Here is a 13,870-nt window from a genome sequence, read left to right on the forward strand (position 1 = left end):
ATGTTTGCCTTCGACTCTTCCACACCGCCGCCGCATGAAGAGGTGGTCAAGAATACCGGCCACGGCAACGAGAGTTATATGGCGCTCGTCTGGCGCCGGCTGCGGCGCTCCTGGACCGGCATGATCGGCCTCATGCTCGTCGGCCTCTTGATCATCATGGCGATCTTTGCCGATTTCTTCGCGCCGATGGACCCGAAGGCGACCGATGTCGGCTTTGCGCCGCCGCAGCTCGTCAGCATCCATGACAAGGAGGGCAGTCTCGTCTGGCCGCGCGTCTATGCGCTGGCAGATTCCGAAGAGCTCGATCCGGTTACCTTCCAGCCGATCGTCGGCCTGGATTATGACAATCCGCGTTCGCTCGGCTTCTTCGTCAAAGGATCGGACTATAATCTGCTTGGTCTCATCCCGGCCAATCGCCATTTCTTCGGCACGGTCGATGGCCAGCCGGTGCATTTCCTCGGCACCGACAAGTTCGGCCGAGACGTGCTGTCTCGCGCCATCATCGGCTCGCGCATCTCGCTGATGATCGCACTGACGGTGGTCTTCATCGTCACTGTCGTCGGCACGACGGTCGGTATGGTGTCGGGCTATTATGGCGGCGCCTTCGATGTCTGGGTGCAGCGCTTCGTCGAGCTGGTGCTCGCCTTCCCGCAACTGCCGCTTTATCTCGCGCTGACATCGCTGATCCCGATCACGGCACCCACCAACGTCTTCCTCGCCTTCGTGATCTTCGTCATGTCGGCGCTCGGCTGGGCGCAGATGTCGCGCGAGGTGCGCGGCAAGACGCTGGCGCTGGCGCGCATCGAGTATGTGCGCGCGGCGATGGCGGTCGGTGCCACCGACCGGCGCATCATCTTCCAGCATATTTTCCCGAATGTGATGAGCCATGTGATCGTTGCGGTCACCATCCACATTCCAAGCGTTGTATTGCTGGAATCTTTCCTCGGCTTCCTCGGCTTTGCCGTAAAGCCGCCGCTGATCTCCTGGGGTCTGATGTTGCAGGATACGGCCAACTATTCCGTCATCGGAACCTACCCCTGGATTCTCGCTCCCGTCGCCTTCGTGCTGATCACCGTCTTTGCCTTCAATGCGCTGGGTGACGGTCTGCGCGATGCGGTCGATCCCTATTGAGGTGATGAAGATGGCCCTTGCTCTCGTCAGTTCTTTCGCCCCGCCCGTCCGTCACGATCATGACGGCCGCAAGGAGAACCCTGTTATCGATGCACGCAATATCGGCGTGAACTTCAAGGTCGAGCATGGCATCGTTGAAGCCGTGAAGGACATTTCCTTCCAGCTTTATCGCGGCGAAACGATCGCTATAGTCGGTGAATCCGGCTCCGGCAAATCGGTGACGGCCCGCACCGTCATGGGGCTTCTTTCCAAACGTGCGGTGATCTCGCCACGCTCGAGTGTCGAATATGACGGCGCCAATATCCTGAAATTCTCAGAGAAGGCCCGCCGCAAACTGCGCGGCGACCGGATCTCGATGATCTTCCAGGAGCCGATGAGTTCACTGAACCCGATCTATACGATCGGCAGCCAGATCGTCGAAGCGATCCGTGTCCACCGCAAAATGAGCCGCAGACAGGCAGACGCTAAAGCGCTGGAGCTTTTGAAGCAGGTGCAGATCCCCGATCCCGAAGCGCGCCTGCGGCAATATCCGCATCAACTTTCCGGCGGTCAGCGCCAGCGCGTGATGATCGCCATGGCGCTTGCCAATGATCCCGATGTCCTGATTGCTGACGAGCCGACGACGGCACTCGACGTGACCGTTCAGGCGCAGATCCTCAACCTCATCCGCAACCTGCAGACGGAATTGCGGATGGCGGTGATCCTGATCACCCATGACCTGACGGTCGTGCGCAAGTTCTCCGACTATGTCTATGTGATGCAGCATGGCGAGATGCGAGAGCACAATATAACCGAGCAGCTCTTCGCCAATCCGCAGCATCCTTATACCAAGCATCTTCTGGCATCCGAGCCGCGCGGCCAGGCCAACCCGCTGCCGGAGGGATCGGATATCATTCTTGACGCCCGTGGCGTGCGTGTCTCCTTCATGCTGCGTCATGGCGGTTTCTTCCGGCCGGAACTGCGCGAACTGGTCGCCGTCGACAGCCTCAATCTGACGCTGCGTCGGCATGAGACGCTGGGCCTCGTCGGCGAATCCGGTTCGGGCAAGACAACCTTCGGCCAGGCTATTCTCAGGCTCAACGATACTGACAATGGCGAGATCTATTTCGACCGGCAGCCGATCCACGGCAAGTCCCGGGCAGAAATGCGCCCCTTGCGCTCACGCATGCAGATCGTCTTCCAGGATCCGTTCTCCTCCCTCAACCCGCGCATGACGATCGGCCAGATCATCGAGGAGGGGCTGGTCGTCAACAAGCTCGGCGCCACGAAGGGCGAACGTCTGGACAGGGTCCGCGAAGCGCTGATTGCCGCCGGCATGCCGGGCAATATCCTGTCGCGCTTCCCGCATGAGTTTTCGGGTGGCCAGCGTCAGCGCATCGCCATTGCGCGGGCGATCGCGCTGGAGCCGGAATTCATTCTGCTCGACGAGCCGACCTCGGCGCTCGATCTGTCCGTCCAGGCGCAGATCATCGAACTCCTGCGCAAGCTGCAGGATGAGCGAGGCCTGAGCTACCTGTTCATTTCGCACGACCTGAAGGTCGTGCGCGCCCTCTGCCACCGTGTCATCGTCATGCAGCACGGCAAGATCATGGAAGAGGGACCCGTCAACGAAGTCCTTTCCAATCCCAAGACACCCTACACCGAACGGCTCGTCAAAGCCGCTTTCGAGGTAGCGTAATTTCAGAATGCCGGAGGTTCATATGGCAAATCCTAGAATAGCTTTCATCGGAGCTGGCTCCACCGTTTTTATGAAGAATATCGTCGGCGACATCCTGCAGCGTCCGGCGCTGTCGGGCGCCACGATCGCGCTGATGGACATCAATCCGCAGCGGCTCGAGGAAAGCGCCATCGTCGTCAACAAGCTGATTTCGACGCTCGGCGTGAAGGCGAAGGCGGAAACCTATGGCGATCAGCGCAAGGCGCTGTCGGGCGCTGATTTCGTCGTCGTCGCCTTCCAGATCGGCGGTTACGAACCCTGCACGGTCACCGACTTCGAAGTGCCGAAGAAATACGGCCTGCGCCAGACGATTGCCGATACACTCGGCGTCGGCGGCATCATGCGTGGCCTCAGAACCGTGCCGCATCTCTGGAAGATCTGCGAGGATATGCGCGCCGTCTGCCCCAATGCCATCATGCTGCAATATGTGAACCCGATGGCGATCAATACCTGGGCGATTTCAGAGAAGTTCCCTGATATCAAACAGGTCGGCCTCTGCCACTCCGTGCAGGGCACGGCGATGGAACTCGCTCACGATCTCGATGTTCCCTATGACGAGATCCGCTATCGCTCGGCCGGCATCAACCACATGGCCTTCTACCTGAAGTTCGAGCATCGTCAGCCGGATGGTTCCTACAAGAACCTCTATCCCGATCTCGTACGCGCCTATCGCGAGGGCCGCGCCCCGAAGCCGGGCTGGAACCCGCGCTGCCCCAACAAGGTGCGCTACGAGATGCTGACGCGGCTCGGCTATTTCGTCACCGAGAGCTCGGAGCATTTTGCCGAATACACGCCCTACTTCATCAAGGAAGGCCGCGAGGACCTGATCGAGAAATTCGGCATTCCGCTCGACGAATATCCAAAGCGCTGCATCGAGCAGATCGCCCGCTGGAAGGGGCAGGCGGAAGCCTATCGCTCGGCCGACAAGATCGAGGTTAATGAATCGAAGGAATATGCTTCCTCGATCATCAATTCGGTCTGGACCGGCGAACCCTCCGTCATCTACGGCAATGTCCGCAACAATGGCTGCATCACTTCGCTGCCGGCCAATTGCGCTGCCGAAGTGCCCTGCCTCGTCGATGCTTCCGGCATCCAGCCGACCTATATCGGCGACTTGCCGCCGCAGCTGACCGCGCTGATCCGCACCAACATCAATGTCCAGGAACTGACGGTTCAGGCGCTGATGACGGAAAATCCCGAGCATATCTATCATGCCGCCATGATGGACCCGCATACGGCTGCTGAGCTCGACCTCGACCAGATCTGGTCGCTGGTGGATGAGCTGCTTGCAGCTCATGGCGACTGGCTGCCGGAATGGGCGCGGCCGAGCAAGGTCCGCGCGGCCTGAGGCGCACTAGAGCATTTCCGTTTATCTTCGAATCACGGAAATGCTCTATCTCTTTGTTTTCACGCAATTCCGGACGCAAAACCGCTGCGCACTTTTGCTGGAATTGCTCTAATACGATCAGCGCCGGCCGTCATGCCGGCGCTGATCGCGCTTGATGATTACGACAATCGGTCTTCGTCGTCGATCAGGGTCAAGCGGCAAGGGGCCATATCGCTCCACCGCCAAAGCACGAGATTGAGATCGTCGCCTCTGGCTGCGGGAGCAAAGCTTCTGACCAGGAGGCCGTGATAACCGTCGGACACGAGCCTACGGGCGAAAGCCTGTGTCCTGGCTTCTCCGCTTGCCTTCATCTCGTCGCGCCAGCTTGCCGCGGCAATCGCTGCCGCATCCATGCCTTCCGCCTCAAGGGCAGCCTCATCTCTCGTGTCGAAGACGCGCTCGATTTCAGCTTCGTAACAGACGAGCGTCGTCGGCTGCAGGCTGCCGACCTGATTGGCTTCCCGGAGTGCAGTCAGCACAGACAGGGACGTGTAGAGAGCCGGCATTCCCTTGGGATTGAACCGACCGCCATAAAGCTCGGCGCCGCGGCCGGAAAGCGGCTCGCGCGCATAGACTGGGTTCAGCGCTCGATAGAGCTTTCCTTCATAGCGCATCGTCGCGACTAGGCGTGAATGCCGGCGTCGACCGCATCGATATAATCCATAACCTCGTCGGCCCGTCCGTCGCGGACCAGCTGCATGGCCGTCTGGCCCGAAAAGCCGGAGAGGGGCTCGGAACGATACCAGGCATAGGCCATCAGCGCCGAACCGAAGCGCTGCTCGACCTTGTTGACGACCTCGATCATTTCGCGCAGGCGCCGTTGCGTCTTGTCGGAGCGGAGGCGATCCTTGCGCTGGATCGCATCCTTGCCGAGACCGGCCGTGCGGGCGATCTCCTCGCTGGTCGTGCGAAAGGCATCGGCGATCTTGCGCGGGGCAAACAGACCGTCATCTGCATATTGTGCGAGGCCCATGATCTATCTCCATGCCAGCTATTCTGACGATATATAGCGTCAAAATCAGCGGCGTTCAATGGTCGAGGGCTATTTCGGCAATCGCTCCCGATCAGCTCGGCCGCCTATGGGCCTATCGCCGTGTCCGCGGCCAAAGAACAGCGTTTCGGCATTGTCGATGAAGATTCTCCGGGTAAGTTCGGGTGTGCCAATCGCTTCCTGCATACCGTCGATCAGGTCGGCGTCGTCAGGCATATTGCTCCAAAGCTCGGTATGCGGCCAGTCGCTGCCCCAGAGCAGCTTTTGCGGATGGCTCGCCGCAAGCGCCTGCACCACCTCGGCAAAACCCACATAGCCGCACTCGCTCGTCAGCCGGTAGGGAGCAGTGAGCTTGATGTAGCCGCCGGGACTGTCCGCCAGCCGCTGGAGTGCTGGAACATGCTCGCGCCAGGCCCCATCGGCGAGCGGTATGAAACCCAGATGATCAATGACGAAACGAGCGCCAAGCTGCGGCAGGCGACCGGCGAGATCGCTGATCTGATCGGGGCTGATCTGAAGCTGCAGCGACCAGCCGAAATCGCGAATGGCCGCTGCAAGCGTTTCAGCCGCTGCAAGCGGCAGGCCGCCCTTGTTGCGGGTATTGATGCGCACGCCGCGCACGCCGAGCCGGTCGAGACGGGCAATCTCCTCGGGGACTGTCTCGGGATCGATGACGACGATACCACGCAGGCGGTCCGGAAAGGCAGTCAACGCCTCGATCAGAACCTGGTTGTCGAGGCCATAAACGCTCGGCTGCACGAGAATGCCCCTGCCGACGCCAAGCCGGTCGGCAAAGGTGATCCAGTCGGCCGTCGTTGCAATATCGGGCGTATAGCTGCGCGGCGTATTGAGCGGTGCCCCGGACCGGAAGACATGGAAATGCGTGTCGATCGTGCCTTGTGGCAGCGGGTAAGCCGGAAGACGCGTCAGTGGCAATCGCGGCAGGCAGAGTGGGGCTTCGCTATCCACCATGCTCATTTCGTTTCCAACTCCTCGTGCTGGAGGAAATCGAAGTCAACGCCTTCGTCGGCCTGCAGCACGTGGGTGTGAAAGAGCTTTGCATAACCGCGCGCCGGCTCGGGCGTCGATATCGTTTCAAGCTCTGCCATGCGCCGGTCAAATTCACTTTGGTCGATGGCAATATCTATGCGCCGCTCTTTGACGTCGAGGCGGATACGGTCTCCTGTCCGGACGATCGCCAGCGGTCCGCCGGCTGCCGCTTCCGGGGCAATATGCAGAACGATGGTGCCGAAGGCGGTGCCGCTCATGCGGGCATCGGAAATGCGCACCATGTCCTTGACGCCCTGCCGGGCAAGTTTGCGCGGGATCGGCAGATAGCCGGCTTCCGGCATGCCTGGCGCCCCCTTCGGCCCGGCATTGCGCAAAACGAGAACATCCTCGGCGGTAACATCGAGGTCGTCGCTGTCGATCCGCAAGGTCATGTCCTCAACGGAATCGAAGACGACCGCGCGGCCTTCATGCTGCAGCAGATCCTTTGATGCGGCAGACTGCTTGATGATGGCGCCGCGGGGCGCGAGATTGCCATGGAGTACGGCAATCGTGCCGATCGGCTTCAGCGGTTTTTCTATGGTGCGGATGATCGTCTGGCCGGGCTCGTCCGCCGCAGCATCAATGACCTCGCCGATCGTCTTGCCGCAGACCGTCCGCTGGCTCCCGTCGATTTCATGGCGCAGTGCTTTCAGCAGCGTCTGCACGCCGCCGGCTTCATGAAACTGTTCCATATAATGCTGGCCGGAAGGCTGGAGATCGACAAGCAGCGGAATGATCTTGCCGAGCCTGTCGAGTTCGGCCATGTCGAGGCGCAGGCCGAGCCGCCCGGTGATGGCAGCAAGGTGGACGACGGCGTTGGTCGAGCCCCCCATCGCCTGCAGTGCGACGAGGCCATTGCGGATCGCTGCGGGTGTCAGGATATCGCGTACGGTCGGCGCGTCCGGGTTGGTTGCAAGTCCGGCGGCGATGCGGCCGGTCTCTTCGGCGAGCCGCACACGCTCGGATTCGGCTGCCGGAGCCGATCCCGCCCGCGGCACGCAAAGACCCATCACCTCGGTCAGGTTGGCCATGGTGCTTGCCGTTCCCATGACTGTGCAGGTACCGACCGAACTGGCGAGCTTGTTGTTGACGTCGGTGATTTCTGCTTCATCGATTTCGCCGGCGCGGAAGCGTCCCCAGAAGCGGCGGCAATCGGTGCAGGCGCCGAGCCGCTCGCCCTTATGGTGGCCGACGGCCATCGGCCCAGTCGGCAGGAAGATCGCCGGGATCTCGCTGCTCGCTGCGGCCATGATCTGTGCCGGCAAGGTCTTGTCGCAACCGCCGATGAGGATCACCGCATCCATCGGCTGGGCGCGGATCATCTCTTCGGTTTCCATCGCCATCAGGTTGCGCAGATACATCGAGGTCGGCGAGGCGAAGCTTTCGTGGATGGAAATAGTCGGAAAAACCATCGGCATGGCGCCCGCCAGCATGACGCCGCGCTTGGCCGCCTCGATCAGCTGCGGCACATTGCCGTGGCAGGGATTGAAGTCGCTGTAGGTATTGGCAATCCCCACAATCGGGCGATCCAGAGCATCGTCCGAATAGCCCATTGCCTTGATGAAGGCCTTTCGCAGGAATAGGGAGAAACCCTGATCGCCGTAACTCGTCAGCTTGCGACGCAGACCGCTCGACATTGTTCCTCCCTCGTCCTCCAAATCGATGCCAAGCCTAGTTGGATATGTAAGATTGTCAATAAAGAAGATGTGACTGTAGATCTGCCTGTTGCCGTCGCCATAGAATTCTATAGGAAAAACTCAAGATAATTCGCGATATTTTCAGATCTTATCTCAACTTTCGCATTGGCTTTCGGAGAGGTAACGTCTAAATTATCGATAAAATGAGATGGAGCGAAGCATGACGGAGAGTGGGCGAAGGCGAATAGGGGTCATCGGCGCCGGCTGGGTCAGCGAGTATCACCTGCCGGCCTGGAGGAAGCAGTCGGCCCGTGCTGAGGTCGTCGCGATTGCCGACCCTTCATCGGAAGCCCGGACAGCCAGAAGCAGGCCTTTCGGTATCCTCCGCAACTATGCGAGCGCGCAGGATATGCTGACCGAGGAAGTGCTGGATGCCGTCGATATATGTGCCCCGCGTGAGGCCCACGTGGAACTTGTACGACTGGCGGCCACGAAGGGCATCGATATTCTCTGCCAGAAGCCCTTGGCGCCCGATTACGATCAGGCGGTCGCCCTCGTTGCCGGTCTGCCCTCATCGATCCGGCTGATGGTGCATGAGAACTGGCGGTTTCGCGCCTATTACCGCCGGTTGAAGGCGTGGCTGCAGGAGGGTTTTGCCGGCGAGATCAGGCAGGTCCAGTTCGAATTTTTCTCGAGTGGCATGATTGCCGATACCGAGGGGAACAGGCCGGCGCTCATCCGCCAGCCGTTTTTCCGCAGGCAGCAGCGTCTGCTGGTCATGGAAGTGATGATCCATCACCTGGATACGCTTCGCTACCTGCTTGGCGAGATGGAGTTGGTTGCCGCACGGCTCGAGCGCAGCAATGACGATATTATTGCTGAGGATGTCGCTGCTATCGTTCTGCGCCGTCTGGACGACGGAGTGATCGTCACTGTAAACGCCAATCTCGCAGTGCATGGTGCGCCACCGGCGCCGCGGGATCATTTGCGGATCTTTGGTACCCAGGCCACGCTGGAGCTGAATGGAAACCGTCTTTCGGCAAAGGGCAATGTCGCGCGCGTGGAGGAGTTCGATGCCGATGCTGTCTATCAGGGCGCTTATGATGCAACGATCGCACACTTTCTCGACGGACTGGACGGCCGGGCGGCGATGGAGACGGTGCCCGACGATAATCTGAAGACGCTGGCGCTGGTCGAAGAGATCTATAGGCTGAGCCGGTTCGACCCCGAATGCAAACCGCGATAAAATGGCCCGCCGCCGGAGGACCTATTCATGCAGACGCTCAATGATATCAGTGAAGACGAGATCGAACACGACGATCTGAGCATTGCGCGGGCGCTCGAAGAAGACATCATCTTCGGGCGGCTGGCGCCCGGCACGCGTCTGACTGAGGACACGCTGCTCGCGCGCTTCCACGTCACGCGACATTTCGCTCGTCAAGCGATCGTCCAGTTGGAGACGATGGGCATCGTCGTGCGCGAGCGCAACAAGGGCGCCACTGTGCGCTCGCTGACGCCGCGGCAGGTGCAGGAGATCTATGACGTGCGCGAACTGCTCCAAAGGCAGGCCGCACTCTGGATTCCGCTACCGGCGCCCGACGAGCTGATCGCGGAATTGACGGCCCTGCATGAGGAGCATGGCCGGCACGTGGAAGCCGGCTATCTTCGCGGTGTGCACGAGACGAACGACAGGTTCCACCTGACGCTCTTCAGCGCCTGCGGCAACTCCCATCTCGTCCAGTCGATCGAACTTTATATGCGCCTCAGCCTGCCGGTGCGCGCCAACTCGATGTCGAGCAAGGAATCGCTGCGGATTTCGCACGAGCATCACCGGTTGATGATCGAGATGCTGAAGGGCAGGGATAACTGGGTTCTGGCCCAGCTCTGCGTCGATCACCTGCAGCCGAGCAAGAAGCGCTATCTCGCGTATGTGAGCGAACACTGAGGCTGTTATTCGAAAGGTCAGGGAGCGCAATTTGGAGGATTGCGCTCCCACTGGCCTGCCGTCTCACCAGTCCAGGCGCAGGAGAGACACGCCTTGACGCGGCAGGGAGAAATGCAGATCGACCTTGCCGTCCTTGACGGAAATCGCGGCCTTTTCGTCGATCTGTACGAGCTTTCCGGAGGCTTCGAGTTTGGCGTAATCGGCGCCCTGCGGATCCTGCGGCTTGCCCATTTCCTTCCAGACGCGGAAGGAGTTGGAATGTTGCTCATCCATCCGGAAGTGCTTGAGCGAGGCCGGTCGGTTGTCCCAGCCGTCGATGGAGAGGCTGACATTGGCAGCGGGGCCTGCCTCGTCGTCGTCATGATAGTGCCAGACGAGAACCGAGACACCCTTGTCGTCGCGGGTCGCCACAACATTGACGTCGGGCTTGTCGCGAACGCCGTGGCTCATGATGTCCTCGATATCGCGGCGATAATCGCTTTCTGATTCGAGCCATTCGCCGCCGAGTTTGCCGAGCATGCGGAAGCCGTTCAGCACGGCCTTGTCGACGCCGTTCGTCGCCAGATCCCGGAAGCCGTCGAAATAGGGCTGGTCATCGAAGAGGAAGGCCCAGGTAACCGCGCCCTCGATCTCGATATTGGCGCGACGCGACAGTTCATAGGTACGGATCATGCTCTCGACGACATAGACGCTGTAGAGCGGGCCGTTGCGATAGCCGTTTTGCGGATGAACGCGAGCCGAGCAGGCGGCGCACCCTTCAGGGTCCGATTCGCCGATGACGACGGGCAGATGCCGCAATTCCGGGAACTCGTTGATGATGGCGAGATTGGTCTCGATGTCTCGCAACTGCTTGTGCAGGCCCATGCGCACATGACCATCGAAGATGACCGGATTTCCCTTGGCATGGAAGGCGATGAAATCGAGTGGCGGCTTGCTTTCGACGACGTGGCGCAGGAAGGCGCGGAGAAAGGTCTGTGCCTTCTCATTGGCAAAAGCGCCGCAGGTGTGTGGTCCGCCTACGCGCGCCTTGGGCATGGCGCGCTTTACGGCGCGAGCACTCGCATCGTACATGGCGCAGAATTCCGGGATCGTGCCGGTCCAGTAATGGCCGTCGGGCTCGTTCCAGACTTCCCAAGGCCACGAGGAAACGACGTCCTCGCCGTAGCGATCGGCCAGATGCCTCGCCCAGGCCTCGATCAGGTCGCCCCATTTCTTCAAGTCTTTCGGCGGGGCGGTCCAGCCGGTGGTGATCGTTGCGTAACGGTCGGCCGGCTCCCAATGATGCTTGTAGGGACCGTCGAAATCGGAAAGCGCTTCCGGCGTGAAGCCGATCTGGATCAGCGGGATGTTGCCGGCTTCGACATAGGTGTCGAAGATCTGGTCGATGATCGTCCAGTCATAGACGGGATTGCCGTTGGCATCCTCTGTATAAGCATTGGTCGAGCCCCATTTCAGCGCTGGCTTGCCGTCGCCGCTCGTCAATAGATTATGCGCGCGGATGCGCGGCGCAACGGGGCTGAGCTCCGTCAGCTCTTTCAGGAGCTTCTTGCCATGCGGGGAATAGGTGTAGTTCGGCTCGTCATAACCGAACCAGTTCCACAGCGGCTTGTAAGGCCCTGTCGGCTTGCTGGCGTGAACGTTGATGGTCACGTCATAGGAACTCGTCATCGTCTTTTCCTCTTGAACGGTCACGCCTCAGCCTCCTCCCGAAGGCCAACCGACCAATATGGTGATGAGGTGCGGCTGTCTTGGGAGGGTGCCGCGCTCGTCGCAAAAGCTATGCGAAATGACCATTTTGTCAATAATATAAAAAGTCGCGCTTGCGAGGCGGTTAGAAAATGCCGATAATTCCAAGTGTTTTTAGCATTCTAAAAATTACCTGTTGCCGTTTGGCGAAAAATTGTCGATAAATGCTGTGGCGAAGCTGAACGTTTGGAGGAGGCATATGGATCTCTCGATCCCTATGCAGACGCTGTCGCCGGAACGCGATCGATAACGGATTACAGGAAGCGCCCGCTCGCGCGGGCCGAGGAGGAGGAGCGTCCGATGAAGTTCCCTAGATTTGCAGTGATTGCCCTATTGTCTCTCGCCGCCCTCCCTGCCTATGCGCAGGATTTCATTGCCGGTATTCCGCGCAACGAAACGCTGATCATTCAGGGCACGCCGCAACAGAATGCAGACTGGTTCAACGTGTGGGCGCCGGGTGGCGGCGGTGCTGCCAATGTCAACGGCCTGCAGCAACTGACGACCGACACGCTGTGGTTCATCAATCCTGAAGGCGGCCCTGATGCATGGCAGAATGCCCTGGCCACCGAGCCTCCAGCCTATAATGCCGATTTCACTCAGATGACGGTGAAGCTGCGCAATGGCATCTACTGGAGCGACGGTGTCGAATTCACCAGCGACGATGTGGTCTATACGGTGAAGACGCAGATCGACCATCCCGGCATGTCCTGGAGCGCGCCCTTTACCGTCAATGTCGCCAGCGTTGAAAATCCCGATCCGCAGACGGTCGTCTTCCATCTGAAGAAACCCAATTCGCGCTTCCACACGCTGTTTACCGTGCGCTGGAACGCCGCCTGGATCATGCCGAAACATGTTTTCGAAAAGGCCGGCGATCCGCTGTCGTTCAAGAACAACCCGCCGGTCTCGCTAGGCGCCTATGTGCTGCAGAGCTACGACAAGGGCGGCAACTGGACGATTTGGAAACTGCGCGACGACTGGCAGCGCACCTCGATCGGCATGGCCGCCAAGGAGCCGCCGCAGGTCAAGTATGTCGTCTATCGTGCCGCCGGAAATCCCGAGGCTCGCGTCATCGAGCAGCGCAATCACAATCTCGATGTGATCAACGACATGGCGCCCGAGGGCATGTTTGCGATGATGCGCGACAGCAAGAGCGTCGCCTCCTGGCTGAAGGGCTTCCCCTTCGCCCATCCCGATCCGACCCTGCCGTCTGTGCTGCTCAACACGAAGAAAGCGCCCTTCGACAACAAGGATGTCCGGTGGGCGCTGGCGCTGATGATCGATATCCGCGCAGTGGCGTTGGGTTCTTACCGTGGCGCTGCCAATCTTGCTGCCCTTGCCACGCCGCCGACGGGTTCGGCGCCCGATGATTATTATGCGCCGATGCAGGATTGGCTCACCAATTTCGAGCTCGATACGGGCAGCCGCAAGATCAAGCCCTATGACCCCAACATCTCCGCCCAGATCGCTACCATGGTCCGCGGCCAGTGGGGCGATCAGATCCCGACCGATCCGAAACAGCTTCAGCGCACCTTCGGCTTCGGCTGGTGGAAGCAGGACGTTCAGGCCGCAGGCGAACTCTTACAGAAGGCGGGCTTCAAGAAGAGCGGCAAACAATGGCTGAAGCCTGACGGTACGCCGTTTACAATCCGCCTGCAGGTGGAAGGCGACGCCATCCCGACACTGGCGCGTGCCGGCACGGTCATCGCCCAGCAGTGGAGCCAGAACGGCATCGCCACAAAGGTGGATGTTGCCGGTCCGACCAACGGCCAGCGCCTGAGCACCGGCGATTACGAAGCGGCGATCTACTGGAGCATCGAAACCTGGGGTGGTCATCCGGATCTGTCCTTCTTCCTGGACAGCTACCATTCGGAGTTTATCAAGCCGCTCGGCCAGATCCAGCCGCCGCGCAACCTTCAGCGCTGGCAGGATCCGCGCCTCGATCAGATCATCGCGAAGAACCGATCCATTGCCTTCGATTCTCCTGACGTCACGAAGGTCGGCCAGGATTTCCTGAAGCTCGCCGTCGAGGAGATGCCGATGATCCCGCTGATGGCCTATAACAAGTTCGCTCCGTTCGACACGACCTACTGGACCAACTATCCGAGCGCTGAGAACCCCTATTCGGCTTCGGGGCCGAACTGGTCGAACATTCGTTACATGGTCGTCGGCCTGAAGGCCAACCCGGACGCTCCCAAGAACTGACAGCGTCGACCTGCGGAGTGGCCGGGCAGCCGGCCGCCCCTTTCTGCTATTGGAGGGTGGATGC

Annotated in this window: 11 protein-coding genes; 6 read left to right on the forward strand and 5 right to left on the reverse strand. The window is 60.1% G+C overall.

Translation table 11 applies throughout. From position 1 onward, the window contains the following. Genes KQ933_RS24090 through KQ933_RS24100 form a run of 3 tightly spaced genes read left to right on the forward strand, consistent with a single transcriptional unit; the run spans position 1 to position 4,196 of the window. Positions 1–1,131, forward strand: a complete 1,131-nt coding sequence (locus KQ933_RS24090; RefSeq protein ID WP_216760336.1) for an ABC transporter permease — start codon at positions 1–3, stop codon at positions 1,129–1,131. Between the two features lie 10 nt (positions 1,132–1,141). Next, the gene (locus KQ933_RS24095) at positions 1,142–2,809 is read left to right on the forward strand and encodes an ABC transporter ATP-binding protein (RefSeq protein ID WP_216760337.1); all 1,668 of its coding nucleotides are present in this window, start codon (positions 1,142–1,144) and stop codon (positions 2,807–2,809) included. A gap of 22 nt (positions 2,810–2,831) precedes the next feature. After that, on the forward strand, positions 2,832–4,196 hold the full coding sequence (locus tag KQ933_RS24100; protein WP_216760338.1) for an alpha-glucosidase/alpha-galactosidase: 1,365 nt from the start codon (positions 2,832–2,834) through the stop codon (positions 4,194–4,196). Between the two features lie 158 nt (positions 4,197–4,354). Here KQ933_RS24100 and KQ933_RS24105 read toward each other — a convergent pair whose 3' ends face one another. From KQ933_RS24105 to KQ933_RS24120, 4 genes are all read right to left on the reverse strand, one after another. Continuing rightward, positions 4,355–4,849 carry an RES family NAD+ phosphorylase gene (locus tag KQ933_RS24105; RefSeq protein ID WP_216760339.1) on the reverse strand — a complete coding sequence of 165 codons (495 nt, stop codon included), beginning with the start codon at positions 4,847–4,849 and terminating at the stop codon, positions 4,355–4,357. Positions 4,850–4,857: 8 nt separating this feature from the next. Beyond that, positions 4,858–5,208, reverse strand: coding sequence for an antitoxin Xre/MbcA/ParS toxin-binding domain-containing protein (locus KQ933_RS24110; protein WP_216760340.1), 351 nt, complete (start codon positions 5,206–5,208; stop codon positions 4,858–4,860). Positions 5,209–5,277: 69 nt separating this feature from the next. Then, the gene (locus KQ933_RS24115) at positions 5,278–6,204 is read right to left on the reverse strand and encodes an amidohydrolase (protein ID WP_216760341.1); all 927 of its coding nucleotides are present in this window, start codon (positions 6,202–6,204) and stop codon (positions 5,278–5,280) included. Further along, positions 6,201–7,913 (reverse strand): IlvD/Edd family dehydratase, encoded by a 1,713-nt coding sequence (locus KQ933_RS24120; RefSeq protein WP_216760342.1) that lies wholly within the window; start codon positions 7,911–7,913, stop codon positions 6,201–6,203. Before KQ933_RS24120 ends, KQ933_RS24115 begins: the two co-directional genes overlap by 4 nt. Before the next feature lie 220 nt (positions 7,914–8,133). Here KQ933_RS24120 and KQ933_RS24125 point away from each other — a divergent pair, with 220 nt between their 5' ends. Both KQ933_RS24125 and KQ933_RS24130 read left to right on the forward strand, forming a co-directional pair. Next, on the forward strand, positions 8,134–9,159 hold the full coding sequence (locus KQ933_RS24125) for a Gfo/Idh/MocA family protein (protein ID WP_216760343.1): 1,026 nt from the start codon (positions 8,134–8,136) through the stop codon (positions 9,157–9,159). Between the two features lie 27 nt (positions 9,160–9,186). Next, positions 9,187–9,858 carry a GntR family transcriptional regulator gene (locus KQ933_RS24130; protein WP_216760344.1) on the forward strand — a complete coding sequence of 224 codons (672 nt, stop codon included), beginning with the start codon at positions 9,187–9,189 and terminating at the stop codon, positions 9,856–9,858. Positions 9,859–9,921: 63 nt separating this feature from the next. Here KQ933_RS24130 and KQ933_RS24135 read toward each other — a convergent pair whose 3' ends face one another. Continuing rightward, positions 9,922–11,550: a beta-xylosidase gene (locus KQ933_RS24135; RefSeq protein ID WP_216760345.1), complete on the reverse strand. Its 1,629-nt coding sequence runs from the start codon at positions 11,548–11,550 to the stop codon at positions 9,922–9,924. Between the two features lie 354 nt (positions 11,551–11,904). Between KQ933_RS24135 and KQ933_RS24140 the strand changes: the two genes are divergently transcribed. After that, entirely contained in the window at positions 11,905–13,806 is a 1,902-nt protein-coding gene (locus KQ933_RS24140; protein ID WP_216760346.1) for an ABC transporter substrate-binding protein, read from the forward strand. The last annotated feature ends 64 nt before the right edge of the window (positions 13,807–13,870 follow it).

The sequence above is a fragment of the Rhizobium sp. WYJ-E13 genome (assembly GCF_018987265.1).
Taxonomy (GTDB): Bacteria; Pseudomonadota; Alphaproteobacteria; order Rhizobiales; family Rhizobiaceae; genus Rhizobium.